Origin of the sequence: Algoriphagus aquaeductus (assembly GCF_003253485.1) — a bacterium.
GTDB classification, from domain to species: domain Bacteria; phylum Bacteroidota; class Bacteroidia; order Cytophagales; family Cyclobacteriaceae; genus Algoriphagus; species Algoriphagus aquaeductus.
Genome location: NZ_QKTX01000029.1, coordinates 1 through 26,983, shown reverse-complemented (window position 1 = coordinate 26,983; position 26,983 = coordinate 1). Strand labels below are relative to the sequence as shown.

At 43.4% G+C, this 26,983-nt stretch carries 21 protein-coding genes; 12 read left to right on the top strand and 9 right to left on the bottom strand.

The features are described 5' to 3' along the window. Positions 1–665 precede the first annotated feature (665 nt). On the top strand, positions 666–1,241 hold the full coding sequence (locus CLV31_RS21370; RefSeq protein ID WP_111395127.1) for a hypothetical protein: 576 nt from the start codon (positions 666–668) through the stop codon (positions 1,239–1,241). A gap of 247 nt (positions 1,242–1,488) precedes the next feature. Here the strand turns inward: CLV31_RS21370 and CLV31_RS21365 are convergent, their stop codons facing one another. Further along, positions 1,489–2,043 carry a helix-turn-helix domain-containing protein gene (locus CLV31_RS21365; protein WP_111395126.1) on the bottom strand — a complete coding sequence of 185 codons (555 nt, stop codon included), beginning with the start codon at positions 2,041–2,043 and terminating at the stop codon, positions 1,489–1,491. A 333-nt stretch (positions 2,044–2,376) separates the two neighbouring features. On the opposite strand from CLV31_RS21365, the gene CLV31_RS21755 reads away from it, so the two are divergent. The 4 genes from CLV31_RS21755 to CLV31_RS21350 all read left to right on the top strand — a co-directional run bounded on the left by CLV31_RS21755 (position 2,377) and on the right by CLV31_RS21350 (position 10,233). Then, positions 2,377–2,604, top strand: a complete 228-nt coding sequence (locus CLV31_RS21755; RefSeq protein WP_146250958.1) for a hypothetical protein — start codon at positions 2,377–2,379, stop codon at positions 2,602–2,604. A gap of 558 nt (positions 2,605–3,162) precedes the next feature. Then, on the top strand, positions 3,163–5,511 hold the full coding sequence (locus tag CLV31_RS21360) for a TlpA family protein disulfide reductase (RefSeq protein WP_111395125.1): 2,349 nt from the start codon (positions 3,163–3,165) through the stop codon (positions 5,509–5,511). Positions 5,512–5,621: 110 nt separating this feature from the next. Beyond that, on the top strand, positions 5,622–8,816 hold the full coding sequence (locus CLV31_RS21355) for a SusC/RagA family TonB-linked outer membrane protein (protein WP_111395124.1): 3,195 nt from the start codon (positions 5,622–5,624) through the stop codon (positions 8,814–8,816). 100 nt (positions 8,817–8,916) lie between these two features. Beyond that, entirely contained in the window at positions 8,917–10,233 is a 1,317-nt protein-coding gene (locus CLV31_RS21350) for a RagB/SusD family nutrient uptake outer membrane protein (protein WP_111395123.1), read from the top strand. Positions 10,234–10,273: 40 nt separating this feature from the next. Here CLV31_RS21350 and CLV31_RS21345 read toward each other — a convergent pair whose 3' ends face one another. Continuing rightward, on the bottom strand, positions 10,274–10,564 hold the full coding sequence (locus CLV31_RS21345; RefSeq protein ID WP_111395122.1) for a hypothetical protein: 291 nt from the start codon (positions 10,562–10,564) through the stop codon (positions 10,274–10,276). An 842-nt stretch (positions 10,565–11,406) separates the two neighbouring features. Further along, positions 11,407–11,811 (bottom strand): MauE/DoxX family redox-associated membrane protein, encoded by a 405-nt coding sequence (locus CLV31_RS21335; RefSeq protein WP_146250957.1) that lies wholly within the window; start codon positions 11,809–11,811, stop codon positions 11,407–11,409. Between the two features lie 891 nt (positions 11,812–12,702). Between CLV31_RS21335 and CLV31_RS21325 the strand changes: the two genes are divergently transcribed. Beyond that, complete coding sequence (locus CLV31_RS21325) at positions 12,703–13,815, top strand: LytS family sensor histidine kinase (protein ID WP_146250956.1); 1,113 nt, start codon at positions 12,703–12,705, stop codon at positions 13,813–13,815. Continuing rightward, positions 13,808–14,515, top strand: a complete 708-nt coding sequence (locus CLV31_RS21320; RefSeq protein ID WP_181452692.1) for a LytR/AlgR family response regulator transcription factor — start codon at positions 13,808–13,810, stop codon at positions 14,513–14,515. Before CLV31_RS21325 ends, CLV31_RS21320 begins: the two co-directional genes overlap by 8 nt. Positions 14,516–14,603: 88 nt before the next feature. Here CLV31_RS21320 and CLV31_RS21315 read toward each other — a convergent pair whose 3' ends face one another. Further along, positions 14,604–17,195 (bottom strand): lantibiotic dehydratase, encoded by a 2,592-nt coding sequence (locus CLV31_RS21315; protein WP_111395116.1) that lies wholly within the window; start codon positions 17,193–17,195, stop codon positions 14,604–14,606. A 904-nt stretch (positions 17,196–18,099) separates the two neighbouring features. Between CLV31_RS21315 and CLV31_RS21310 the strand changes: the two genes are divergently transcribed. Beyond that, the gene (locus tag CLV31_RS21310; RefSeq protein ID WP_111395115.1) at positions 18,100–18,963 is read left to right on the top strand and encodes a DNA/RNA non-specific endonuclease; all 864 of its coding nucleotides are present in this window, start codon (positions 18,100–18,102) and stop codon (positions 18,961–18,963) included. Between the two features lie 201 nt (positions 18,964–19,164). On the opposite strand, the gene CLV31_RS21305 is transcribed toward CLV31_RS21310, so the two are convergent. Next, positions 19,165–19,365, bottom strand: a complete 201-nt coding sequence (locus CLV31_RS21305; RefSeq protein ID WP_111395114.1) for a hypothetical protein — start codon at positions 19,363–19,365, stop codon at positions 19,165–19,167. Positions 19,366–19,389: 24 nt separating this feature from the next. Between CLV31_RS21305 and CLV31_RS21300 the strand changes: the two genes are divergently transcribed. The 4 genes from CLV31_RS21300 (at position 19,390) to CLV31_RS21285 (ending at position 21,434) form a co-directional block, all read left to right on the top strand. Continuing rightward, complete coding sequence (locus CLV31_RS21300; protein WP_111395113.1) at positions 19,390–20,136, top strand: hypothetical protein; 747 nt, start codon at positions 19,390–19,392, stop codon at positions 20,134–20,136. A 7-nt stretch (positions 20,137–20,143) separates the two neighbouring features. Next, the gene (locus CLV31_RS21295; RefSeq protein ID WP_111395112.1) at positions 20,144–20,584 is read left to right on the top strand and encodes a DUF5675 family protein; all 441 of its coding nucleotides are present in this window, start codon (positions 20,144–20,146) and stop codon (positions 20,582–20,584) included. After that, positions 20,572–20,802 (top strand): hypothetical protein, encoded by a 231-nt coding sequence (locus CLV31_RS21290; RefSeq protein ID WP_111395111.1) that lies wholly within the window; start codon positions 20,572–20,574, stop codon positions 20,800–20,802. The genes CLV31_RS21295 and CLV31_RS21290 overlap by 13 nt, the downstream gene beginning before the upstream one ends. Before the next feature lie 377 nt (positions 20,803–21,179). Further along, complete coding sequence (locus CLV31_RS21285; protein WP_111395110.1) at positions 21,180–21,434, top strand: hypothetical protein; 255 nt, start codon at positions 21,180–21,182, stop codon at positions 21,432–21,434. Between the two features lie 448 nt (positions 21,435–21,882). Here CLV31_RS21285 and CLV31_RS21275 read toward each other — a convergent pair whose 3' ends face one another. From CLV31_RS21275 to CLV31_RS21255, 4 genes are all read right to left on the bottom strand, one after another. Continuing rightward, positions 21,883–23,085, bottom strand: coding sequence for a glycosyltransferase (locus CLV31_RS21275; RefSeq protein WP_111395108.1), 1,203 nt, complete (start codon positions 23,083–23,085; stop codon positions 21,883–21,885). A 478-nt stretch (positions 23,086–23,563) separates the two neighbouring features. Beyond that, entirely contained in the window at positions 23,564–24,559 is a 996-nt protein-coding gene (locus tag CLV31_RS21265; RefSeq protein WP_111395106.1) for a polysaccharide deacetylase family protein, read from the bottom strand. Positions 24,560–24,580: 21 nt separating this feature from the next. Beyond that, entirely contained in the window at positions 24,581–24,973 is a 393-nt protein-coding gene (locus CLV31_RS21260; RefSeq protein ID WP_111395105.1) for a four helix bundle protein, read from the bottom strand. A 165-nt stretch (positions 24,974–25,138) separates the two neighbouring features. Then, complete coding sequence (locus CLV31_RS21255; protein WP_111395104.1) at positions 25,139–26,365, bottom strand: hypothetical protein; 1,227 nt, start codon at positions 26,363–26,365, stop codon at positions 25,139–25,141. Between the last annotated feature and the right edge of the window lie 618 nt (positions 26,366–26,983).

The window sequence follows — 26,983 nt, the reverse complement described above, 5'->3', positions numbered from 1 at the left end:
ACAGCTCTCGATAGGTGTCATGAATAGTCTTTTCCATCCCGCAACGTTAGTCCCCATTCCATTACCCTTCAAGATGTGGTTCTTCGGATGGATACGAACATTTCACAACAAAGATCATATGGTTTTTTTATTCGTGCTATAGCCCGTAATTCTTATTATTTCCACCCAAAAACCTTCCCTTCTCCTTCATTTTTTTCACTTTTACCCATAAAAATACCCACTAGTGGGTATTTTTTCTTCCACATAATTCCCTTTCTTAGCACAACGAAGCTTTTGATAATCAGTGAGTGTAGGCAAGGGAATTGGCAAGGGATTACAAATTTTGGATTCTCCACTGCATGATCGCCCTCTCCTAAAGGAGACGAGGGACAAGGCGTTGAGAAATCTTTTTGAAAAAGATTTAAGCTTTGGGCCAGGATGCAAAGAGGGAAAATCCCATCCAGTCCAATGATTATTGGACTACTACCAGAAAGGGGTTTCACGTATTGCAAATACGCCTTCGGGAGTTCTAAGAGAAATATTGGGTGATTTTTTCTTTATTGACCCGATTATCATCAGTTTTTTTGCTTTGAGAATAAAGTCTTTTGTAGAAACTAAAAAGATTTACAGCTGATCAATAATTAAATTTGACGCATGTCACGATTTGTGCTAATAAAAAAATTACTATGAACTTAAATAATCCTATTTTAAAGAGAATGCATGCAATGTTACATAACATAACAAGAAACGTTGTTTTTTATTCATCAGATATGACTCCAATTGATCATCAGAGAAGGCTATTTGATTCAGAAATGAAAACAGTTCTTGGAATTCCTCAGGAAGTAAATAACATGTATGAATATATATTGTTTTTAGGTTCAGATTACTCAAGATTAAAAATGTTAACTATAGTTTCTGCTTGTACCGATGTGGAATTTTTATTCAAGCAATATATCGAGAATTATTTTGACACAAGTGCTAAGAAATCTAAAAATTTTTATCAAAGATTGGATGATGTAAACAATCAAATATTTGTTATTAAGGGTATTGATTTAAATGATTTTTCTTTTTTTAGTAGAATAAAATTAGCGTTTCAAGTTAGGCATATTTGTATACATAATATGGGATTTATTGATGAAGGATTTAATCAAAAAACTGGACTGGATCTACCGATTGATTCAAAATTTGACATCAATAACACTTTTATTAATGAAACTTTTGAAGCTATAGATCAATTAATCGGGTTTTTAGATTCGCTGTAAATACCGGCTACATCAAATACATACTCCTAGCTTGGGAAGCATAATTCGTCTTGATAATCATCTTGAAACATTAAAAGCGCTGTTGCAAAGCCTGTCGTGATTATTTCCGGAAAACCAGAGAGGCTCTTATGAGTATTGAATTGAGATTTATTTTGGATTGGTAGGGTCAAAAGGCTTAAAAAAATCTTTTTAAGATCATTAAGCAAGAAGAAAGTAATCCTTAAATAAGTCAAATATTTCTGGAGCCCTAGGCTATAACTTTATAGTAAAAGACCTTGCCGTTTGGGCTCTTTCGAGGTACTATAAAGAATTCTTCTTCAAGCAAAATCCGCTTAACGCTTTGTTCTAAAGCTGATTTTGTAAATTTTGATTGGAACTTTGGGCTTTGCCTAATTCTTTCTATTATTTCCTTCATTCTTCGTTCTGATTTAAAATAGTCGTCTTCCAACAACTGACTTTTTACAAATAGTTGAGCGTTGTGTTTTTCAGATTCGGATTTAAAGAGAGAGAAGTTTGATTTATTTTTTTCTTTGAAAATCAACAATTTATCCAAGCTGGAAATATGGTCTGTCATTTTTAGTGGCTTATCTGTTAGTTCATTTGAAGTAAGCCCAAAGGAATCGGCTATTTCAAGCACAATAGACGGTGAAATGTTAGAAAGCCTTAAAAGGGCCCTATTTACTGTCGCTTTGGAAATTGAGACAAATTCTGCCATTCCTTCAATGGTTAAGTCAGACTTTTCCATTAATAATTGAATGTTATTGGATAGAGTATTGGCTCTTTTAGTATCTAATTTGCTCATGATGAGCAAATCGATCAAAATTTTCTAGTACAATTTATATCAGAAAAGTTTTGAATTGTACTGAAAAGATTTAAATTTGAGTATTCAGACATCTGAATATTCTTGGTATTAATCAAAAGAGTCTCCATCACAAATTCCGACAAATTTGAAAAGGGGAGAGACGGTAGGTTAATGCCCAAGGGATTATTATGCGTACTTTCGTATGCACTATAGCTCTTGGGCCCTATCGATACTGTCCCTTAAGGCGTCGGAACCTTGTGATGCGGTAGAAGTAGGTGCCCAGGCTATGGTGCTCCATTTTATCGAAAAAGACTCGTTTTACCACTTTTCATTATGAAAACGAGCGTATTACATAAGTTGCTTTATCTAGCCCTAAGGGAGTGGGGGATCTCAGGATCCCTGTACCTCCCCATGCATCCGCTCAGGTATTACGGGTCATTCCGCTCTTGCCGGGTTCACCCCGGACCTATTAGACCACATTTTCTCAGTCCGCCTATGCCTCCAGCCGGGATCATCGCCTCCGATTGGCTCTATCCCCTGAAGCCAAAAAATCCTATCTGAAGATTCAGAACCGAATACACTTTTTCTCTCGGATTGCCCGACCAGGACCTTGTACCCTCCGGTTGGCATACCACCGATGATCCGGGAGTGATGTTACCGTCATTGCGAGAAGGTAGACGTAAGCTAAATGCTATCACGAATCCTTACACCGCCAGCCTGTCCCGATTATTTCGGGAAAGCAATCTCTTAAGGAAAACCGGTACTCCTCTTTGTGGACTGCTTCGCTCCGTGCCTCCGCTCGCACCTGTCCCGAAGAATTTCGGGAGTGACGAAAACCGATAAGCCCTTTCCACTGCAGGGAAATTTTCGCTTATCACCAAATCCTTTAATTATTAACCACTTACTGACCGATTTTCGGCAGAACGGGAGAGCTATGCCCACGTCATTGCGAAGGTTCATCGATAACCACGATGTATTTCCGAAGCGGGCGAACCTGAAGCAATCTCATAATTGGAGTGCAGTAATCAATTCGAGAGACTGCTTCGCTTCGTGCCTCAGCTCGCAGTGACGTCTCCGATCTTCTGTCTTCCGTCTCCGGTCTTCCAACTCATTACAAGCATGAAAAAAATCCTACTCACATGCTTCCTGGCACCACTATGCCTTTTCGGAAGCACCTCTTTCCTGAGTCTAGTTGCTCAGTCACCCGGGGCTGAACTTCTTTATAGGTCAGATAGCCCCAATCGGGGCGGGCCCTCCCGTCCCGATTCGTTCACTCCGCTCGATGATCTTGCGAAGTATTCCGATCAAGCCATCTACACCACCGATGGATCGGCCATTGACGGTGGACCCATACTTCGGTCATCGGACATCCGACATCGGACTGCTCTTTTGCCTCCCATCTCCCATCTTCCAGCTTCAAATAAGGAGACTGCTTCGCTTCGTGCCTTCGCTCGCAGTGACGACCCTTTACATTGGGAATCTGAGCTGAGCACAGTCAAAGCATCCGACACTTGTGCTGAGCTTTGTCGAAGCATCCAGCATCGGACATCCGACATCAAATTAAATTTTGGTTTAGTTGATAGCGACCAGGATATGAGGGTAGGGTTGGAGGTTTCAGGCCTTCAATCCCCCTCTGTCCCAGTCTTTACTGAACCCGTCCATTCAAGCCAGAAATCTCATAGTCAAAGTACAGAAGCCCAAAGTCTTGCTTCTAAAAACGGTTTAGTTGATCCCGACCAGGGCAATGAGGAAGGAAAGGAAGCATCAAACTTCCATTCCTCCTCGGTCCCAGTCTTCACGAACCCGACCCATTCAGGACGAGAGGTTAACCGCCAGCATACCGAAGCTCAAAGTCTTGCTTCTTGTGTCTCCTGTGCTGAGCGAAGTCGAAGCATGCGTCTAGCTTCTAAAAAATCCCCCTCTGTCCCAGTCTTTTCTAGCCAAATTAAACAGGAACTTACATGGCAGAACCCTTCGGTGACACGCTTTCACATCGAGCTGCCCAATACCACTGCACCTGATACCCTTCGACTCACTTATTGGGATCATTTTCTCAAAGAACACAGAGAAGTCACTCCGGGTACTTCCATCGACTTGATCGCGGACCGGGGATCCTTCTTCGAAGGCAATGCCGGATATAAGGTTTACCGATGGGAGATGGAAGGAATGGAGGCCACTCGGGTTTTCAGTATCCGAATGGGTTCACACCACCTGATCCGCTATTGGAATATACCTCCGGGAGCCCAGGTGAAAGTCAGAATGGAGCTCAATTCAGGAGTTACCTATTTCTGGGGACCCAGTTCCCGGTTTTTCAAGGCCCAGCAGGAAGTAGACCGACTGGCTTCCGAGCAATCCTGGCAGCAAAGTCCCCTGATGGTGACCAATAACCCGGAAAGGATGCTCTCTGATTCCCTGATCTCACACTATCATCAGAAATCCCTCAGTCTTCCTCAGGAGCTCTACCTACCGATGTTCTTTGTGGTCGGAGGAAAGTCGGACAGGGAATTGCTGGAAACCTACCTGTCCAAACCGCTGGAGGACTATCCCCTGATTCGGGAATTAGCTCCCTTGACCGAAGGGATGTCTGAAACCTCAAAAAACCTGCTGGTACAGCGGGCATATGGGGAGACGCTCCGTCAGCTTGTCTCCAAACTGAAGTTGGGCAGGTCATGGCTGAAAGAGGAGCCGTTTTCGACCGGGTTTGAGGCAATGCTGAGGGAACTGCCCATCCCAACCGCAGACCAGGAGCTTGACCCGGTGTTCCTGTCGGCCATTTATGAACTGGTATTACTCAAAGGAAGCATTGACCGGGTTCCCATCACCCGGATGTTGGAAAACTACCCAGCCACGGTGAGTGACCGGGTGCTGGGGCTTTACCTGTTGGATAATTTCAAAAGACTGGAGGAGCATCAAAACCAGTATCTGGCCGATGTCCTCAGGGAAGTGGAATTGCCCTGGGTTCAGGAACTGATTCTGGATCTAAAATCACGTTCACTGAGCGGAAATACCCTGATGGCCCCACCGCTTACCGATATGGAAGGAAATCCCTTTGATCTGGCCCGATTGGAGGGAAAAGCCATGGTGGTTTCCTTTTGGATTACCGGATGCAGGTTCTGTATGCGGTATTACCAAAACACACTCAAAGAAGTCTATGAACGCTGGTCAGACCGTGAGGAAGTGGCGTTTGTCTCGGTAAATGCAGATCCCAATTCCCAAAAATGGAAGGAATCGGTAGCCACGGAATTGTATTCCCACCCGAAGATGATTCAGCTTCATCAGGATGCGGGTTCCGGTATTCTGGCGGATTTTCGGATCAGCAGCTTTCCCCAGAAACTCCTCATCACTCCCGACCGGAAAATTTTCCTGCTCACGCTGACGCAGTACTCTCCCGATCAGCTTTCGGAAAAAATCGCCCAGCTCCTGGCTCAGCCTGAAATATCCCAAGAAACCAAAAACACCGGCTTCTAAAACAACCACAGCCTTGGGAAGCAGGTGAGCAAACCGAATGTCCGGTTGGATGAACTGCCTGCTTCACTTGGCCTACCAAAAAGACCCATTACTAACCTAAACCCAAACAAATGAAGAAGATATTCCTCACATTTCTGGCACTGCTTTGTGCCTCGCATCTGATTCTCGCCCAGGGTCAGACGGCTGTGCTGAAGGGCAAAGTAATTTCCAATGAGGATCAGAGCCCCCTGCCCGGAGCCCTGATTACCCTGGGGGAAAATTCCAAAATTGGGATAGCTGACGGAGAGGGAAGCTTTGCCATCGAAGCGGCTTTCGGTACCTACCAACTGCGGGTGACCTATCTGGGAATGATTCCCCTTGAATTGGAAGTGACGCTTCCCGTGCAGGACGAATTGCTGCTCAGTATGGACCCCGACATCCGTTCCCTTCATGAAGTGACGGTGATGTCGACCGGCTATCAGGATGTTCCCGCCGAACGGGTCACAGGGTCTTTTGTGGCTTTGGACAGGGATTTGATCAACCGTCGGGTAAGCTCAAACCTGCTGGACCGACTCGAAGATGTCACCCCGGGATTGATTTTCAACCGGGGACTCACCACCGGACGAAACACCCTGTCCATCCGTGGTAGATCCACTCTTTTTTCCAATACCCAGCCCTTGATAGTGGTAGACAATTTTCCCTATGATGGCCCCCTGGAATCGATCAATCCCAATGATATCGATCAGATTACCGTGCTGAAGGATGCCGCCGCCGCTTCTATTTGGGGGGCCAGAGCAGGCAATGGGGTGATCGTCATTACCACCAAAAACGGCGCGGTGGGTTCTCCGACAAGAGTAAGCTTCAATTCCAATGTCAACCTGTTTGAGGAGCGCGACCTGTTTTATGTGCCCCAGATGGACATGGGGGATTTTGTGGATATTCAGAAAAGCCTCTTTCAGACCAATTTTTACAGATCTCAGGAAATCAGTCCAAATCGGGCAGCACTGCCGCAGACAGTAGAAACCTGGATTGCCTTACGGGATGGAAAAATCACCGAGCAGGAAAGCAATGAAATTATCAATCGGCTGAAGAACCAGGATTTGAGAAGAGATTTGGAGACCTACTACTACCGCCCCCGGGTCAATCAACAGCATTCGCTGACAGTTTCGGGCGGGGGAAAAGACAATTCCTACCTGGTAAGCATGGGCTATGACAAGAATCTCCAGGATGTCTATGGCAATGAGGATGACCGCTGGACGGTGCAGGCAAAGAATACCTGGAATCTGCTCCAGAACAGACTCAACTGGAATGTCGGCTTTTACCTGAGTAAATCCACCAACCTGACCACCACCCAGGTTCCAAATGGAGAGCCCAATGCAAGGCTTGCCGATAACCAGGGTAATCCGCTTCAGATCTATACCAACCTTTCAGAGCGGTATCTCGGTACCGTGACCAATTTGGGGCTATTGGATTGGAGGAACATTCCCCTCGAGGAAATCGGGGTGCTGGATTTCCGAAGCAACCGGATGGACGGGAGATTTCAGACCGGACTCAGCTACAAGATACTGGATGGGCTTTCCGCTCAGGTGTCCTACCAGTATTGGATGAATCGGGGAAGAAACAGAGAGCATAATCCGGAATCCCTGTACTATGTCCGTGATCTGATCAACAGGTATACCCAGCTGGGGAACGGGGGAGTAGCAAACCGCCCCATTCCTTTGGGGGGAATTCTGGATTTGGAAGACAGCGACTCCTATTCCCATACCCTGAGAAGTATGCTGAGTTACCGCAAAGCATGGGGAAGGGACCATCAGGTTAACCTGATTGCCGGAACGGAAATCCGTGACCTGAGTGCAGAATCCAACTCCATGAGGTATTATGGATACAATGATCAGTTGGGAACCAGCCGGGCCATGGATTACCTGACACGCTATCCCTACGTGTACAATCCCACCGCTCTTTTCACCATTGATCCACGCCAGGCCCATACCGGTTCGGTGGATCGGTTTGTGTCGTACTATGCCAATGGTGGATACACCTACAAAAACAAGCTGGACCTTACGGCCAGTGTTCGAAAAGACCAGTCCAATTTCTTCGGAGTCGAAGCCAACCGGAGAGGAGTGCCGCTATGGTCAGCGGGGCTGGGCTGGACGATCAGCCAGGAAAGATTCGCGGGTTTTCTCAACGGGGCATTTCTGAAAGGAAAAGCCAGTTATGGATTTAGTGGAAACCTGGACAAGAACCTGTCCGGTTCCATGACTGCCAGCTATTTCAACTTCCCTTCCAACTCTTTTGTACCCAATATACCGGGTGCCAATATTGTCAATCCGCCCAATCCGGCCTTGACTTGGGAAAGAGTCCGAATCTGGAATACAGGGGTGGATTTTGAGTCCAAAGGCGGAAGACTCCGGGGATCACTGGAGGCTTACCAAAAAACCGGACTTGATTTGATCGGGCAATATGAACCCTCACTTTCTTCCGGATTTTTACGGGTCACTTCCAATTATGCCTCTACACAAACCAGAGGAGTGGATTTGACACTGGGCAAGGACTGGCTGAAAGGTTCCCTGAAATGGAAGACCGATTTCTTCTATTCCAAAGTAAAGGATGAGGTGAAAGTGCTGGATATCGAGTATAGTGCTTCCGCCCTGGTCGGCTCGTTTGCCAATGCCAATCCTGTTCCGGTCATCGGTAACCCACTATTCTCGATCTATTCGTATCCCTGGGGAGGATTGAATCCGGACACCGGCAATCCTGTCGGGTTTTTGGACGGAGAGCCTTCCGAGAATTATGCGGGGATTCTCTCTGCATCCAATCTGGGGAACCTTCAGTTTCACGGACCTGCCCGACCGACGGATTTTGGAGCACTGAGAAATACATTCTCATTCAATGGCTTGAGTCTGTCCTTCAACGTGTCTTATCGGTTTGGATATTATTACCGAAGATCAACGGTTGATTATTTCAATTTGCTCAGGGGGCAAATAGGGCACGGAGACTTCCATGCCCGATGGATGAAGCCGGGCGATGAATTGATTACCCAAGTACCTTCACTTCCCTCTACCGCAAATAATACCCGCCATTTGTTTTATGCCAATTCGGCGGTATTGGTGGAGAGGGGAGACCATATCCGCCTGCAGGACATCCGATTGGGATATACTTTGGATCAGGGCAAGCTGAGCTGGCTGCCGTTCAGGAGCAGTGAATTCTATGCTTATGCCAATAATCTGGGGATTTTATGGAAAGCATCCTCAGATCCCCTGGACCCGGATTTCAGGTCGGCCAGACCTGTACGGAGCCTGGCTCTTGGGCTGAAAATAGATTTCTGATTTCTTCCTTTCCTTAAATCCGGAGGGCAGTCTGCACGGAGAAATCACACAGACTGCGCCCCGGTTTCAATTCCTTATTCCACCTAAAACTGAAACAAAAATGAAAAATATACTTCCAGCCCTTGCTTGGCTGCTCTTGTGTCTGATGAACTTTTCCTGTGAGGGGTTTTTGGATGAGAAGCCTCAAAAATCCATTCTGGTACCCGAATCTGCCTTGGAATACCAGGCCATTTTGGACAATTATACCCGGGTGAATATCAGTGCCCCTTTGCCGTTTATTTATTCGGATGACTTTTGGACGACCGAAGCCAATCTCCTGAGACTGTCTCCCTGGCATCAACAGGCTTACCGGTGGAGTATGAATCCTTACAGTACCGGTGAAATCCCCGAAGATTACTTTAATGTTTATCGGAAAATATTCACTGCCAATGTGGTGCTGGATAAATTGGCCGAGAATCCCCGATGGTCAAAAAAGGACCTGGACGATCTGCGGGGGAAGGCGCTTTTTTGGAGGGCGCATGGGTATTTTGAGTTGGCAGTGTTGTTTTTGGATCATCCCAAATCAGCATCTTCCGAGGGGAGAAGAATACCCGCCAGACTATCCTCGGCTCTTAATGCCCCTGTAGGAACCCTAAACTCCCAGCAAGCCTTTGAATTGATCCTGAAGGATCTGGAAGCTGCCCTTCCCTTACTCGAACCTACTACCCAATATCCCACCCAGCCCAGTGTTTTTGCGGGATATGGGCTGCTCTCCCGGATTCATCTTTACCTGGGCAATTACGATCAGGCGATGGAGTATGGGCTGAAGGTCTTGGAAGGCAATTTCAAGTTGATGAATTATTCAAGTCTGAATATGAATCTGGCCTTTCCGATCCAGAATTTCAATGCTGAAATCATCCTGTTCACCACCATGGCTTCCATTTCCGTAGTGGCAGCAAATAATACGGCCTTTATTGAACCAAATCTGGCAAACAGCTACGAGGCTGCCGACCTGAGAAGGCGTCTTTTCTTTTCAAACTCTGCCGGATTTTTATCCTTTAAAGGAAATTACACCGGAAGGTCTGAAGTTTTTACCGGGGTGGCTTTGGATGAAGTTTTACTCAATCTGGCTGAGGCCAAGGTGAGAACAGGGAGCATCTCCCAAGGTATGGGGTATTTGAACCAGCTTTTGAGAAACCGAATCCAGAATTTTAAGGATTTGGAATTATCGGATCCAACTCTTGCTTTAGCCTCGGTTCTGGATCACAGAAGGAAATCGTTGGTATTTAGGGGGCTTCGCTGGATGGACTTGAAGCGGTTTGCTGCAAATGATTCCAAGGTGATGGTTTTGGAAAGGATGTCAGGAGGGGAGAAGGTGACTTTTGAAACCAGGCCTGAGCATATGCAGGTCTCTATTCCCAGCAATGAGATCAATTGAGGCATTAAAAAAGGCCGGGATTTTTTTCCCGGCCTAAATCCTATTGTGCAGGAGTAAGCCTGGTTGAGTTTTGCACAATGAATTTCAACCCTTGGGTTGGACCACCGATAGGATTTCCAACATCGAAAGGCGCGTCATACAGACAACCTTCCGGGTCAGATTGATCACACACATAGGTGTCATTATCCGGCTCAGTTTCCGTCACATCGTACCAAATGGTTCCATCCTTTCCAAACATGCCCGTTTGGGTCTTGGGGAAAGAAAACGCAACAGCAAATGCTGCTGCCAACACCAAGGCCAGTGCAGGGAGCAGCTTTAGAAATTTATTCATAGACATGTGCCCTTTTTTAACCGATCAAAAAGGGCCAAACCGTTTGGGTCCGTCAAAATCGACAGACGTGGTTAAAGCGCCTACTCTGAAAAGGGTTTTCGGCATCCCCCGGAGATCCATCGGTTTTGACTCACTTCCTACCTGAGCCACCAGGAAGAATGGATCCTTTTTCATTTTTCGCAGCCCCTTTCGCAACATTCCGGGCTGTTTGGGCCAGCATCCAGGGCTGGCCCTATTTCTTTCCTCAACCTTTGAGGTTTCAAAAACCTCGAAGATTTGAATTTTCGCAGTTCTTCGCGTTCCCGCGTTCCTCGACATTTGCAATGTCGAGGTCCTCTTATAGGATTTGCAATCCGACAACTCAGACGCCTCCTTTTTTCCCGCTGGGTAGGATTTTTAATCTCCACCGACTGAAAACTGCAAGGCCTACCCTCCCAAACCTCCTTTCCTCCCTGCATCCCAACTTCCTCCGCTGGGTCGGATTTGCAATCTGACCCTATTATCCTTGGGATTTGTAATCCCATATTCCTTTGGACCAAGCCTAACTTTCGGGGCTTTGAGTGTCCCCGTTTCGCCGCTGTGAGTGTCACCACTCACAGCTTTTATCGGCAACGGTTGCCCCGCTTTTCCAGAAGCTGGACCCTATCTGTCGCTCCTCCCGTGGTCTGTGTCCTCACAGACCACTTATTTTCTCCGTTGGGTCGCATTTGTAATTCGACCCTATTATTTCAAGATGTCCTCCTTCTCCGAAAGCTGGATCCCATCTGTCGACAACCCGACAACTGGATAACCTGACAACCCGATAACCCGACAACTGGATAACCCGACAACCCCCAAACCTCCTAACCCCCTTGCCTCCCAACTTCCAACCTCAACCCCACCACCGAAATCCCAATCAAGCCCAGATTTAGTATAAAGTGCTCTGCCCATCCAAGACTCTCAATGATTCCGGCACAATTGCAGGGTACCCGGGGAAATGCTCCCACCCAAATCAATCCCACATAGGTGATAAATACCGTCAGTAACAAAGTGCTGCCTAGGTATCCCCACCAGCGTGTGACAGAAAAGAGTAGGAGCGTGGCGATTAGCAACTCTATTCCTGGGATCAGAAATGCCAAGTATTCTTCCAGCCAGTTGGGCATGGGCTGATTGAGGAATGCTCTTCGGCTATCAGTATATCGAAGGATTTTATCTAATCCGGTATACGCCCATAAAAGAATAAGTAGGGTAGGAGGTAGCTTCTGCATTGTACTTTTGATTTATAGGTATTGCCATTATTTGATTACGGTTACGGTACTTTAAATTTCAGAGAAGAATTACCTCATTTGCCAGAATCCAACATCAACTGATCAAAAAACAGCATAGACAATCATCCAAACAACATGGGTAGATTTTTGGACATGCTGATGACTCTCTTTTTAAACAGTTTTATCAGGTTCAGTTAAGCATAAAGAATAAAAAAAATAGTAAAATTATTTTCTTTTTTATGGAACTTAACTATATTCATATCCCTTGCAAGGGGTTTTTAGAAATTTGATTTTCAGTATAAAGGTTGGGCAAATGCAACCATGAAATGGCTTTGCCTTTTTTGATCCATTACATTAATGCTGAACAATAGGATAATTATCTATGCTCAGGATATTATGATTTTCACTGGTCGAAGTAGATCTTATGCTTATAAAATTTTAAAGGAAGTTAAAACAGCGTTTGGCAAGTCAAAGCATAATCTTGTGACTATTCAAGAGTTCGCCGATTTTCATAGTATCCCAGTCCAAGAGTTACTGGATAGTTTGTTTAAGAAACAATAAAAAAGGATCTGAATGCTTCAGATCCTCGATTGGAGTTTCACTCCGCCGGATTGACGATCCGGAAATAGCCTTTGATCAGCTTTTTAATCGGATTTCAGTAAATTTCTTATTCGCATCTTGTCAATTTACAGATAGCTGAGATGCCAATAATTGAAGCGTATTTAAATACTTGTAATTGTTGTGGAGCATTCACTTGTAATGCTGGTGGTGAATACCCGACTTCCCTCCTTAATGCTTAAGGTTAGTTTTCGGATTTTGCTGTTTTGGAGTGCTTGCATGCACCGTACGCTTTCAGTTTTTTTTATCATAATTAAGTAATGTTTTGTGAAGGTGAAATCTATTCTAAGGCAATTCCTTAATCAAGAAAATGTCATCAACAGCAGCAATACAATCATAGATAGCCTTTATTCTACATTTGAAAAAAGGCCCGTTTTGGCTTTGTGGATATTTTGGACGGCATATCTTGGAATGGATGTTTTGGCCAGATTCGTTAATGGCTTAAACTTTTCTTCCTTCCAAATCATAGCTTTAAACTATTTCGCAGGAGGGCTTTTTAACCAATTCTGGTTCTTTGTCATCTTACCGAATCTGTATTTCAGGAAAAAGTGGATTACACAAGTACTCGTGTTTCTTGTGCTTTTTGGAGTGTTTATTTTTATAAAAGTTCATCTCTTAAGCAAATTCCAAATAGAATTTGTATTAGGGAAATTAATTACTTCCGAATTTTTAAGAGTTCTGATTTTCCAAATATTCACCTCTGCTATTTGGGGATTTTACATTTTCTGTGAGTCCCAAAGGGAGAAAAATAAACTTGAAATGGATTATGAAGTACTCCTGATTCAACACAAGTCACTCCAGCTTTCCTCACACTTTTTAAATAATTCATTGACTCAATTTGCCTCAGAAATTCTCCCCCTTTCCAAACCATTGTTCAATGATTTTTTGAGATTTTCAGATCTCATTTCTTATAGCTACAAAGAAACCCTAAGCCCAAATTTCCTCTTTGAAGAAATAAAGGCAATTGAAATATACATTGGGTTTCAAAGAAAAAAATTCGGGGAAAGGTTGCAATTCTTAATGTCAAATAAGGTGGATCCAGATTTGGGTAAGCAGCTGCCTCTTCCAAAATGGACAATGATGACCTTGGTGGAAAATATATTTAAACATGGAAATTGTTTTGTCCCAGACAATCCTTGTGTTCTTAATCTTGATTTACGGGAATCCAATAATAACAAAGTTCATTTCACTTTTTACTTAAAAAATTCTCGTGATCATAACGCAGTATTATTCTCAACAGGATTTGGTATCAATACAGTCAATAGAATCTTGAAATACCATTTTAAAGAGAAATACCATCTTCAGATTGAGAAAAATGAAAAGGAATTTCAACTAAAAATTGATATAGAATATGGAAGGATTATTACGAATAGGGCTTTTGGATGATGATGAAGGTGCACTTAAAGTGCTCACTGAACACATTTCCCAAATCCCTAATTATACTATTGTGTTTTCTACTGACAATCAATTATATGCGCTCGATGCAGTTTTTGAAAAGAAAATTGACATCCTGATTACGGATGTCTCAATGCCAGGTTTTTCTGGTTTAGAACTGGCAAAGCGCATTCTTCATCTAGACATTCCTCTAATTCTTTGTTCCGCTTATGATGAATACTGCTTAGAAGGGTATAAAGTGAATGCCATTTATTTCATAAGAAAAACCCCCCAGTTTTTGGATGTTTCAGAAGCACTTCAAAAAGCAAGACTTAAATTGGATAAATTTAAACCCGAACCTCCTCCTCCTCCAGCCGAAGAGGATGTAGTTGTAATCAAACTTCAAGGCGACTCCAAACAGGTCATATTGCGTACCCGGGAGATTCACTTTTTGGAACAACAGGAGGTCAGCACAATAATTACATTGGATTCCGGTGAGAAACTCAAAACCAGAAGTAGATTTTCTGTAACTCTGGAAAAAATAAAAAGACCTTTTATTTTTAGAACTCATCGGTCTTTTGCAGTGAATTATCTGAAAATCAAATCTTTTGATTCAGCTTCATGCTTAATGGTTAATGGACATATAATCCCAGTAGGAAAAGAATATCGAAAGACCTTTTCCAGCTATCTCGAATCAAAAACCTTTGCCTAACCCATTATATTGAAAACACAGCTTAATCTAAACCCAAAAGCATGGGGAGACAGAGGACCAATATTTTAAACAAACGGAATTCACTCCTTCAAAGACCATAAATCATTCTTCCTAAGCACTTATAAAGATGAAAATGAATCAGGTCCTCATGTTCCTTTCGTTCATTCAAAAAAAATCTATTAACCTGCATGTGGATATGGTTGATAATTAACCTTAATCCAGCCTCTTCACTTAATTGAAGATTTAAATGATCCAAAAATATTCCGGAATAATTGTTTATCCAGTTCACTTCATGTTTCTCAAGGGGACCTGAACTGCTTGATTCTTGCCAAATCCTCCTGACATTTTTAAGTTCTGAATTACCCAGGGCTTTAACCTTTGATCTCGAATACGTATAAACTCCTGCCATCAATGGATGATTGGAAACCAATGATCCCCATAATTTCATTAAAAGTGCGGCTTTAGCACATGAATGTGACCCAATTAACTGCTGGCCTTGGCAATCTTTTTGGTACATCAAATGGGTTGATTCTAAATAAAAAAGCATTTCTGATTTTCGATATTCTGTTCTTCCGTACTTTTTGATTTCAGGATAGTATGGCCGAATTTCAATTGAATGTACCCCATCCCTTGATTTTGGAATAATGAAATTCAACAAAAGGGTCTGTTGATTTTCTGTTAGATTCAAAAACCTGATCCTGACTTGATAAAGATTCTTGCTGGGATACACCAAAAAGTACCACAGGATTTTCTCTTCTTCCAAATAACTGAGAAGGGAATTATCAAACCAAAAAGTTAAATAATCAATCAAGTTTTCTTCATTCACACGAATCAAAAAATAAAGGCAATCCTCATCACAATGTTCAATTGAATTAATAAATCTATGGATGACGGGTTCAAATTTTGCCTTGCTCCCTCTAATTACAAACTGTGGATAGATTGGCTTCCCATTTTTCGAGAAAAATTCACTTTTGCCAAGCCAACTCGGGTCCATGATATTGATCTTTCCCCATTTATTTAGCTCTGACCATAAGATATTTAACTCCATTTCTTTATTCCAGTCCAATATCAACTCACGATCCAAATATCCGGCCGCTAAAGGACTAGGCACTTCTGATTTTTCAAGCCACTTTTTTAAATCAAGTTCAGTTGAAAAAAAGGCAGATCTTAAAACCCATTTTCGGTTTTGGAGAATAATATTTCCCCAGCTCAATCTGGGAATATAGCTGGTATCTAGCCTTCTGGATAAAGAAAATGGGAAAAACTTAAACTGCCTTTGATGTTCAAGTTCCCAAAGCAAACGCATAACCGGGTGACTGATCTCTCTTCCGTTTAAAGGGTGTGTGATGACAGGAACGATCGTTTTTTTTAGGGTTCTGTGAACCAAGAAAAATCTACCGTCAATTAGGCCTAATTCAATATCTTTTAATTGGATGGCATTAGGACTGCTGTCGGGTATCGGTGTAATATAATGAGCGAATATTGCCCTAGTCATGCAGATCGAATCTACTAATTCCGTCTCGAAAAGCCGAAGTTCGGCATAGATCACTTGCCGATCTTGAAAAATTTGGTCTTTAATTACAGTTTGATCTCTATATAAGGTTTCTTCTCGGTTAAATCTGCCGAAATAGACAAATGGACGATTGCATACAATGTTTTCTAGGTGGATTGTGCTATTACCTAATAGCTTAAAGACATATTGTAAATCAAAAATCTCAGAATTAATAGGCTCGGGTTTAAAATAGTACTCCAAATTAACATGTTCCGATTTCCAGAATTTTTCTGGCAATTCAATATTTATCCTTCCCTCATTTTCAATAATGCTTTTCTTTAAAAAACTGCCAGTCAGAAATTCATGATTCACAGAAAGCAGGGATAATGGGACAAATCGATCGTCAAACTTGTCCTCAAACCAATCTCGAAGTAATTCAACATAGGAGCTTGTCGTTGGACTGAACAATTTCCCGGCGGTTGCCTCAAAATCCTTAATGTCTTTTTGTAAGTGTCTTGGCAGTGAAATGGAATCTTCAAAAACTTGATCAACTTTGTTCTTTTGATTGGACCGAATTTGAGAAACCATATTCAGCTCGGAATTAATAATTCCTAATCCCAATAGTTTTTCCCAGATATCTCTTACTGTTTCAACACATGGATTTTCAAACCATCCTATAAATTTTTCAAAAGTCACTTCCTTTCCATCCTTTAATTTCTGAATCAGAAACTCAACAATTTCATTTTTTGGGACTTCAACAATCCCCCAATGATGGCCTTCTTGGAGATAGGTCAAGAAATGAAAATTACCCCACCTTTCATACTTGTCGTTAATCAAAAAGGAAGATCCATCTGTTTGGGCAATATTCACTTGTTCTTCATCCAGATATTTTAAAGAAATGATCCTTTCCAGATCTAATTGATATTTGGGAGAATCTTCAAAATCACCAATTCCTACTGCTGCAAATCGACCAAATGGAGTGGCTCGATATCTCCCTCTTAGAATATACTTAAACACCTTTTTTTTAACATAGGGATTAAGATTCCTGTACGGTTTGCCAGAGATTTCACTATAAAGACTTTTCGAAGAAACTGAAATTGCCTCCAACACATTTTCCCAATGATCTTCGATTTCATGCTCATTGGTAGGATCAAAATCAAATAATGGTACTCGAAATAGAACGCTCATGATTTTTTTTGGCCATTCTATTTTTATCGGTTTAAAAAATCAATGTAATGAAATGAACAACCCTAAAATCGATATAGACGCACCTAAAATTTAAGATCTTCCTTTGAATTTTGAACCCATCCCAAATCCTGCCAACCTAGACAGCTGCCTCAGTGGACAACCCGACAACCCGACAAGATTGATCCCCAAACTTCCATACTCCTCGCCAACTAGGTAGTCCCAACCAGTCCCACCTTGTCCCATAAAAACTTGAGGAAAATTAGTGGCTTCGCCGCCGTGATTGTCCACACATCGCCGCCGTGAGTGGTGACACTCACGGCAGGCAACTGTTGTCCTGCTTCTCCAGAAGCTGGACTCTATCTATCGACAACCCGACAACCCCCATACTTCCGGTGACTTCCCAACCCCCATACCCCCCTGCCTCTTTTCCATTGCGCTGGAATTGAGCTTGGTATTCCATTACATGACCCTACACCAGCGCTGTGGTCATCGTTAATTTCTGTAACCCCGGGTTCCACCCGGGGCTATTCACAGTTAGACCCCTTTGGGGTCAAATCAGACACAACCCTGTTGTCCTGCTTCTCCAGAAGCTGGACCTGATCTGTCGACACCCGGACAACCGGACAACATCTGATCCCTGTTACTCAAAAAAGCTTCAGCTTTTTTCCTTAGCGATCTTGAAAAGCTCAATCGAAGAATAAAGGAATGAAGTTCCGTAAGAGCTAAACCTCTGATCAACTTAAATCTTGGAGTTCTTTGCGGTAAAAAATACTCCCTCTGCTGGTGCCTACAGTCTCTAAACTGTACTATAAACCCGACAACCCGACACCCTGCCTCTCCAACAACCTACAACATCCCGTAATGGATTTGTAGACTCAATTCATTTGTTTTAAATTGAAGAACCATGAAGATATTTTTGATTTTATTTTTTGTAACCATGTCTTTTTGCTGCTTGGGTCAGGATTCCCTGGAGGATCATTCCAAAGTCAGTGAATTTTCCAAATCACTGGAACATTTGCTTCCTTTATTTACCATTCATGGCACCCCAAAATATCAAAATAGGGAGGATACCCTTATTGTTTTGATTAATCATGGCTATATCCTGGGGTTTTCACCTCGGTTCAATCAGCCGCTATGGGCGGCCTATCAAGTTTCCAAATCCAAAAAAGAGGTGGATTACGAACGCTATCCATTTTTTGTAGACGATATGCGCCTTAACCTCCAAAATAGAATCGGGACCCAAACGTTCGGAAATGGATATGATTTGGGTCACCTTGCACCTAATGCCGCAATCAACAAACAGTACGCTAAAATGTCCCAAATGGAGACTTTTCTGATGAGCAATATTTGTCCTCAAAAAGCAGAACTGAATAGGGGAGTCTGGCAAAAACTTGAAGAGGAAATTCTTAATAAATATCCATACAGCGACAGAGCCAACCAGAATAATCACCTTTGGGTCTTGGTAGGTCCAGTTTTTTCAGATAACCCTGAATTTATTATAAGACCAAACGGCTCCAAAATTGCAATTCCGGACGCCTTTTTTTGTATCCTCGCTAGGCCAAAAACATACCCTTTCGATTCCCCGGGAAACGCCGATTATTTGGCCTTTTTGTTTCCTCAAGAGGTGGCACGTAATCAAAAAATTACACGTCAATTTTTAACTAGCATCAATGAAATCGAAAGATTGACCAAACTTAATTTCTTTCCGAACCTAAGCCGATTAATGGAAGATCGGATTGAAAATACAGTGGCTTCCGACCTTTGGTAAGTCTATCGCTCTCTCAACAAGTTGTTCCGTTCCCCAAAAGCTGAACCCGATCTCTCGACAACCTGACAACCAGACAACTCGCCAACCAGACAACCGGACAACCAGACAACCAGACAACCCGACAACCGGACAACAAGACAACCGGACAACCAGCCATCCCCATACCCCCTTTCTTCCCATCAACCCACTACCAAAGCCATATCAAAGCTGCATCAAAGCTACATCAAAGCTACAGTAAAGCTGACTTTTAGGATGGCCCGCGATAGGGGTCAAGTCCACAGAATCTATAAAATCCATAAAATCCACGGAGTCTTTATTTTCTTCATTTTCTTTAGAATCCACAGATTCCATCAATTCTACATTCAGTTTGATTTTCAGTCTCTTGCATTCAGATTTGGCCATGTTTCACGCTAAAACAAACATGCAATGGCAAGACAATCAAGTTTTCTAAAACTCGAAGGAACCATCGGTGATGTGACCTTCTATAAAGGACGAACCGGTTTCAAAGCCCGCCAAAAAGGCGGTGTCTCCAAAAACAAAATCCTGAATGACCCTCGGTTCAGACGTACCCGCGAAAACCTCCAGGAATTCTCACGGGCTGCAAACGCCGCCAAATTCCTCAAAGATGCGTTCCGCGTCATCGCCCTCAAATCCAGCGACGGCAGTCTGCACAACAGACTGTACTCCATGGCTACCAAGGTGATCTACTCCGATGTCCAAAGCAATAGGGGAGAACGCAAATTCGAACTCGGAAACATGCAACTCATGAAAGGGTTCCAGTTTTCCAAGCAGTCCACCATCGAAAACACAATTTTCAAGCAACCGGCAATTGTGGATGGACCTGATCAGGTGACCGTTTCCTTCCCGGAAATGGTACCGGCAACTTTCCTGCGAACATTGGTCAATACGACCCATTACAGGATTTCGCTGATCCGGGCCAGCATCAACTTCGTGGAGGCAACCTACTCCGCAGATGCAGTGACCTCGGGCGAACTTCCAATCTCGGTCGAAGAACAACCGGCTTTGACACTCACACTGCCAAAGCCCGCCGCCCCGGATACACACCACTTCTTTGCACTCGCATTGGAGTACCTACAAGTGCTGGAAAACGGATCCAAGTATGACCTCTACGACCTTACGCAGAACCCCGCCACAATCCTGGTGGTATCCTGATAAAGCCATGAAGATCATCCTGGAAAGGGAATATTGGCCCACCAGTACCCATGGCAGCCTCTTGATTAATGATAAACTCATCTGCCATACCTTGGAAAGCCCCAAAATTCCCGGAGATCCAAAAAACTCCTGCCTTCCCGAAGGTTCATACCTTCTCCTGAAGGAGGATCAGATGCCCTTTCTATCACTAAAAAAAGACCATAAAGGAGACTTTCTCAGTATCCTGTGTCCTAAAGGTGCGGTTAGGGTGGATATGCCCCAAATGATTATTCCCGTCCAAAAAATTCAGTCTGAAGGCGTGGGAACCTGTTCCCCGAAGGCCTTCTACAAACTGATACAGGCCTTGACAAACGCGAATCAGCCTCAGGATACCTTTCGTCTGGAGATAAGGAGCTGTCCGGACAAAGCCCTGAACCTGGCCTGTTGCCAAATCGCATGGATGGATTAACCGTTTGGGCAGTTGGGGGAGGAGTCATCGCACTCCTCCTTTCTACCATCGCTTATTTCCTTAAGCTCCTGATCGAGGACCTAAGGCAGATGGGTAAAGAATTGGGCAAACTCAAGGAAGTGGTCGTTCGCCTCCAAAGCGAACAAGCGCTGATCAAAACCCTGCTCCAACAAGCAGCCGGCAGCAAAACCCGAAAAATCCCCCCGTGGCCCGAGTAAGCAAAATAGGTAATGAGTTGCCAGTCAGCCTCAAAGAGTGGTAACCGGGTAGCTAAATACAAGATGCAAGAGACAAGAAACAAGTTCCAAATCTCTAATTTCTTAATCTGCATATCCGCTTTCTAACCAGAAAGTTAAGTGAGCTTAAAAGTTTTCTAGAAAAGGTTGAAATCTGGAATGCTTCGGTCTTCGGTCATCGGTCTTCCGACCCATTAATCGAAGAGTATTTGGCTGGTGGTGTAATTGCAGACAATCATATCTCTTAATCCCTAATCTCTTAATCTCTAATCTCTTAATCTCTAATCTCTAATCTCTAATCTCTTAATCTCTAATCTCTTAATCTCTAATCTCTTAATCTCTAATCTCAAATCAAAACAATGAACACACTCCAAGAACTCCAATACCGGGCCGTTGCGCCCACGCCTCCTTTCTTCCAAAAGTTGAAGAGAGTGGGATTGATCATCGCAGCCGTAGGAATAGCCGTGGTCACCGCTCCGGGATTCGTTCCCGAACTGGTGCAGTCCATCGCAGGCTACGCCATCACGGCGGGAACTATCCTGGTCAGCATTTGTCAGTTGACCGTGGATGAAGCCCGACTCGAGGATAAGCTCCTCTCCGGCGTCAAGTACTAACCAAACAGTCCTTTTAACCTCAAAACCCGAGCGGGAGGTCCCACTCGGGTTTTTTTGTACCAAGCTTCATTGTCAATATATGCGAGGTTTGCAATACCATTAATAACCCTCCAAGGGTTTTCCTTGAATAGATTATGGACATCCTCATACCAGTAAGATCCTGATAGACCAATCCCTTGGAGGGTTTTGCTTTGAAGCACGAGATTTGTAATCTCGGCTGGGTCGGATTTGCAATCCGACCCTATTATCATTGGGATTTGTAATCCCACATTCCTTTGGTCCAAGTCTGACTTTCTCCAGAAGCTGGACCCCATCAGCCGACAACCCGACAACTCAACAACTGGACAACCTAACACCCGATGCTTCGACTAGGCTCAGCACTGGCAACAGGACAACCAGGGAACCTCCATACTTCCCAACTCCCATACCTCCCAACTCCCATACCTCCTTACTTCCCGACCTCGATCACCTCCGTATATATTCTCTCCAACTCACTCACCATCCGCCTCATGCTGAACTTTTCGATGACACGGTCTCTGGCAGCTTGAGCCATGCTTTTTTGAAGTTCTGGATTTTGTAATAGTTGAATACAATAGCCTTCAAGCTCTTCCCATTCCTCGATTTCAGTCAAAAAACCCTGCTTCCCATGTTGAATGACTTCCCCGATCCCTCCTGCACGGGTAGATACAATAGGTACTTCACAGGACATGGCCTCAAGCATGGCGATCGGTAAACCTTCAAATTCGGAGGTACTCAGGTAAATATCCATCAAACTGAGATAAGGGACCACATTTTTTTGAACCCCCACCCAATGGAAATTCTTTTCCAATCCTGATTTTTTGACTTGACTCAGAATTCTCTCCCTCCATTCTCCATCTCCAACAAGTAAAAAATGTGTTTCAGGACAGGTTTTCAGGATTCTCATAGCCAATTCTACCCATAGCCACAACCGCTTCTGTGATCGGAATACCGCTACTTTTCCAATCACACAGGCATTTTCCGGGATTCCAAGCCGTTCTCGTAGTGAAACCCCACCCAGAATCCCACTCCCCAATCTCCCAATCTCTATTCTCTCATTCTCTACGCTCTTCCTCCTAAACACCTCCGTATTCACCCCATTCTGTACCACGATCACTTTGAGTCTTCCTCCTCTTCGGTAGGGGTCCCAAATCGAATTAAGCCGCATCGACAAGGCCACTTCATTGGATACAGCAATAGCTACATCCTGATGTTTAAACGTAAAGCGATTCCCCAAATAAGAGATCTTGTTGTACCGCTCCCAAGTGTTATGTTCGGTGTAAACGATTGGGATTGCCAGTTCTTTCCCTACAAATCTGGCTAAAATTCCCGCCCATGGAAGATGCGCGTGGATAATGTCAAAGCCTTGCTCCAAGACAAAATGTTTGACTTTCTTAATTTTAAAAAAGAGCTCCAGGTTTTTGGCCGGAATCAAGTGGGTTTGGATACCGGCTGCCTGGAGTTCATCCAGAATATTTTGATCCTGATGATAGAAATAAAGACAATGAAACTCAAATTTGTTTTGATCATGGACCAAGGCTGTTTCGGGAATCAGTTTCTCAGCACCACCTCGCCCAAGACTTTTGATCAGGTGTAATACTTTAATTCGCTTTGGACAGGAATCAGATATCATTGGGAATTAAAAAAAGAGAGATAACAGGATTTTTTTAACCCCAAATTCTTTTTTATGATATTCAAATTGAAATAACTTTTTTGAATACTGAATTTTGTTTGAGTTGGCGCGGGGGCTGACACAGCAGCGAGCCAGCGTCCGGCTAGGTGCGGCTGGAGCTTTACTGTGTCTTGACCTTTTGGTTCTTTTGGGTCAAGCCAAAAGAACAAAGAGATAAGAGGTTTAAAATAACTTGGTAGATAATATGGAGGCATATCATGCGAAATTCTAACCCTTTCTGAATTCGAAAATAAATTTCTGAAAATTCAATATTTCAAAATCGAAAAGGAGTTTTTCTTGGGTAGTGCAAGTTCGGAAATTTTACCCTAAGACTTTTTATCGATTTCAGGATTGCTAATGAAACGTATTAAAAATGAGGTAAATGGATTTTACCCAGGAACATGATCAGACCTAAGAGGTTTTCAAAACCGGTCAGGCCTTAACTAAGTGGAATCTCTACTTTAGCCACTCTTTCTTTCACTCTCATTCCAAGATTTTCCATATTCAGACTCTCCATTCCATAAGTTTCCTTCATCCTTTTAAAGTGTGTCAGAATCTTTCGTAGCTCGACCATACAGGCACTGGGATTATTGCCAAAATTATGAGGATGCCACCACAGGTGATAGACTTCTCCCATTTGGGCAGCTTTTTCCATTTCGCTCAAAATCCTCCCCAATCTTACTGAGTTAAAAAGGAGATTTCCATTTGAATAGGGTCTAAGGATTCTGGAGGCAGGGATAATGATGGGATCTTTTGATGAATAGTGGACCGATTCAAGGGAATAGGAGGTTCTACTCCCAACCGGGAAAAAACAGTCAGCGGATCGAAACCATTTTTTGCTTTGATCTTCATGTTGGGTTTCCTGCCAAAACCAATTTTTGGGATTCCCCCTCACAAAATCGAAGCCTTCCTCTTTACAGATATCCAAATAGAGTTCATTCAGGTGATTTCTGGGGAATACAAGTGATTTTAACCGGACGCCAAACTTATCACCGGCAATTCGCTGACTTGCCTGAAGGTCTTCCCGAAACTGCTCGGGGCTTTGTCCACGCATCAGGGTGTAATAGTGTGCATACGAGTGCGACCCCAGTTCTTGGTAGGGCGTTTGGATGATTTGCTGGATAAGCTCAGGTGCAAAATGAACCTCAGGCCGTATTCCGTTTTCTTTCGCCCAATGATAGGCCGAGTACTTTTTTTCCCGGTAGGAGGGAAGAAAAGCTGGAGAATAAGCCTTCCATTCCTCCTCATTCTCTGCAAACAACATCCCCACGGTAGCCCATGTCACCTGTATCTGATTGCTGCTAAAAAGATCCAGCATCTCAGGAATGATCCTTCGGGTATTGGAAAAATAAGAAGGTTTATACCGCGTACCCACCTTGTCAAAAATCCCCCAAAGGAGTTCGAAGTCAAGACTAATGGTGAAGGTGCCGGGCATGAATTGGGAGAGAGTAATAGATTAAGTTTTTTTTAGAGATATAAGATATTCTCTTTTCAGGTAGAAAATATAGCCATTTAGAACTTTTATCGCTTCGAGCACTTGATTTCGGAGTTCTTGAAATAGTGGTTCTGAAAGGTAGTTTTCGTCTTTAGCTTCGATTAAATGATCCAGAAGTTCTGCCATAGATCCTCTGGAGTTGTAGTAAAACTTGTTTGAATCCAAATAATGAAATCGTCCCCAACCTTCGGCAATATTAGCGGTACAAGATCTTGCGGCCCTTCGAATTTGTGATTTTAATTCAAAGTTTTCGGAAGCGGGTAGTTTGGGTAAAAGTTCATTTTTCAACCTCTTTTTCAATTCATAAGCCTTTTGCCAACAAATCAAATTTTCAAAGCTTTCAGATCGTTCCATAGCTAAAAATTAGTTTCTTGAATGAAAATCTAAAACTAAATCTCATAATTCCCAATCTCTTAATCTCTAATCTCAAATCTCTCAATCTCTTATTCTCCCAATCTCTAATCTCCAATTCCCCCTTAACCTCCAAGCTTCAGCAGACAATCCGACAGCACGATCAATTCAAACCATTTGTTTTTCCTGCTCCGCCAACTCCCGATTCCTTCGTTCCTCCTCCACAATCCGGTTGTAAATCTCCGCCCGTTTTTTGATTCGATTGGTTTTTTCCCAGTCCATAAAGGCCACAATCACAAAAAGCATGTAGTACATGATTTGGGATTTTTGTCGAATGATAATTCCCAAGTTGGACATCACATAGGTCATGGATACCGAAATGGAAAAGAATACGATGGCGGACATCTTTACCATAGCCGGAGCCACCCGGATATAATCGATAAAACTCTTTTTAAAAATACGGCTGAACATGTAGATATATAGCGCATTTTCGAAGGAAACCGCTATGCCAAGAATGTTGGGAGAATCGATAAACAAAGGCCTAAACCAAAAGGTAAAAAGCTTCATGGGAAGGCTGTAGGAGGACATGTCCACCCCTGAACCGGAAGTCTGAAGCCGTTGAGCATTAAGTGCAGACTCCTCCTCAAAACTTGCAACTACATTATTGGGATCATAGCCCAGGTAAATCAAAAGCTTGTCGTAAACCAAAATACTGATTACAATACCGGCAAGTGCTGCCAGATACTTTTGGTAGGCAGGGACCTTTTCACGACCGAGGATAAATCCGACACCCATGCCGATCATGACAGCAAATAGGATGTGAGGACGAATCATATAGCACATAAAGGCACCCAATACGATGTGAAAAATCCGCTTCCCTGGCCAAGAAAGTCCATAGGTAAGGAATCCTAACCCGGCAAATATATAGGCACCTTTTCCAAGGGAAGCAGTCCAGAAGTGCATATTGGGCAGAAACATAAAGATCGTAATGGCATCCCAACCCTCAAATTTGGGATTGAATTTCAGGTTTTCCTTAAAAAAGCAGTAGAAATAGACAAAGCCCCAAAAACCCACCCAGGTGCTGAAAAACATCATCATGTCGTAATTGAACCCCAACCATTTAGCAAAAGGATAATTTACCCACTCGATAAAAAGTGTACCTGGCTCAAATGCGTCAAACCAGTTTTTATAATGCTTATAGCTTAAAAAATAGCTAACGGAGTCTGATCGGTTAAACTGGGCATAGGTCCAATATACCAGGCCAAAAAACATATGGTACCAGTACATCTGATTCAAAAGTCCCGCTTTCAGCCATTTATGTTCATTCTGGATGGCATTGAGCACCGGCTGGGAAGCAAAAAACAAAAAGAGGATCAGGAATACAGCGCCAAGCACAGGAGAGAATTTTAGGCTTAAAATAAGGGATTTTAAGGAAAAGTACTGGTATAAACCCCACTGAAAATTTCGGTTCCTCCGTTCCTCGACATTTGCAATGTCGAGGTCCTGTCATAGGATTTGCAATCCGACAACTCCGCTGCCTCCCTTTTTCGCCTTCGCCGCCGTGAGTCTTCTCACTTAATGCTCTTGGTGTCCTTCGCCGCCGTGAGTGTCATCACTCACGGCAACCTTCCAAGTTGTCCTGCTTCTCCAGAAGCTGGACCCTATCCTACAACAACCCGACAACTCGACAACAGGACAACCTGACAACCCGATGCTTCGACTAGGCTCAGCACTGGCAACAGGACAACGCGAAGCTGCCAACTCGACAACCACTTACTTCTTACAATTTACGACTAACGAAGGCCGCTTCGCCCACATGAGTGTCCCCATTCACGGCAAACTCCGCTGGGTCGAATTTGTAATTCGACCCTAATATCCCTAAGGATTTGTAATCCCAAAACACATCACTTCTCATCCAAAAATCCTTCGTCCTCCCTCATTTTCCTCATTTTAACCCTATAAATACCCACTAGTTTTGTAGTGCGGGGAAATTCCCCAAAATTCCCTTTCTTA

Coding starts and splice junctions, on each gene's coding strand:
- CLV31_RS21370 (WP_111395127.1), top strand. CDS start 666: ATGAACTTAAATAATCCTATTTTAAAGAGAATGCATGCAATGTTACAT.
- CLV31_RS21365 (WP_111395126.1), bottom strand. CDS start 2,043: ATGAGCAAATTAGATACTAAAAGAGCCAATACTCTATCCAATAACATT.
- CLV31_RS21755 (WP_146250958.1), top strand. CDS start 2,377: ATGAAAACGAGCGTATTACATAAGTTGCTTTATCTAGCCCTAAGGGAG.
- CLV31_RS21360 (WP_111395125.1), top strand. CDS start 3,163: ATGAAAAAAATCCTACTCACATGCTTCCTGGCACCACTATGCCTTTTC.
- CLV31_RS21355 (WP_111395124.1), top strand. CDS start 5,622: ATGAAGAAGATATTCCTCACATTTCTGGCACTGCTTTGTGCCTCGCAT.
- CLV31_RS21350 (WP_111395123.1), top strand. CDS start 8,917: ATGAAAAATATACTTCCAGCCCTTGCTTGGCTGCTCTTGTGTCTGATG.
- CLV31_RS21345 (WP_111395122.1), bottom strand. CDS start 10,564: ATGAATAAATTTCTAAAGCTGCTCCCTGCACTGGCCTTGGTGTTGGCA.
- CLV31_RS21335 (WP_146250957.1), bottom strand. CDS start 11,811: ATGCAGAAGCTACCTCCTACCCTACTTATTCTTTTATGGGCGTATACC.
- CLV31_RS21315 (WP_111395116.1), bottom strand. CDS start 17,195: ATGAGCGTTCTATTTCGAGTACCATTATTTGATTTTGATCCTACCAAT.
- CLV31_RS21310 (WP_111395115.1), top strand. CDS start 18,100: ATGAAGATATTTTTGATTTTATTTTTTGTAACCATGTCTTTTTGCTGC.
- CLV31_RS21305 (WP_111395114.1), bottom strand. CDS start 19,365: ATGGCCAAATCTGAATGCAAGAGACTGAAAATCAAACTGAATGTAGAA.
- CLV31_RS21300 (WP_111395113.1), top strand. CDS start 19,390: ATGGCAAGACAATCAAGTTTTCTAAAACTCGAAGGAACCATCGGTGAT.
- CLV31_RS21295 (WP_111395112.1), top strand. CDS start 20,144: ATGAAGATCATCCTGGAAAGGGAATATTGGCCCACCAGTACCCATGGC.
- CLV31_RS21290 (WP_111395111.1), top strand. CDS start 20,572: ATGGATGGATTAACCGTTTGGGCAGTTGGGGGAGGAGTCATCGCACTC.
- CLV31_RS21285 (WP_111395110.1), top strand. CDS start 21,180: ATGAACACACTCCAAGAACTCCAATACCGGGCCGTTGCGCCCACGCCT.
- CLV31_RS21275 (WP_111395108.1), bottom strand. CDS start 23,085: ATGATATCTGATTCCTGTCCAAAGCGAATTAAAGTATTACACCTGATC.
- CLV31_RS21265 (WP_111395106.1), bottom strand. CDS start 24,559: ATGCCCGGCACCTTCACCATTAGTCTTGACTTCGAACTCCTTTGGGGG.
- CLV31_RS21260 (WP_111395105.1), bottom strand. CDS start 24,973: ATGGAACGATCTGAAAGCTTTGAAAATTTGATTTGTTGGCAAAAGGCT.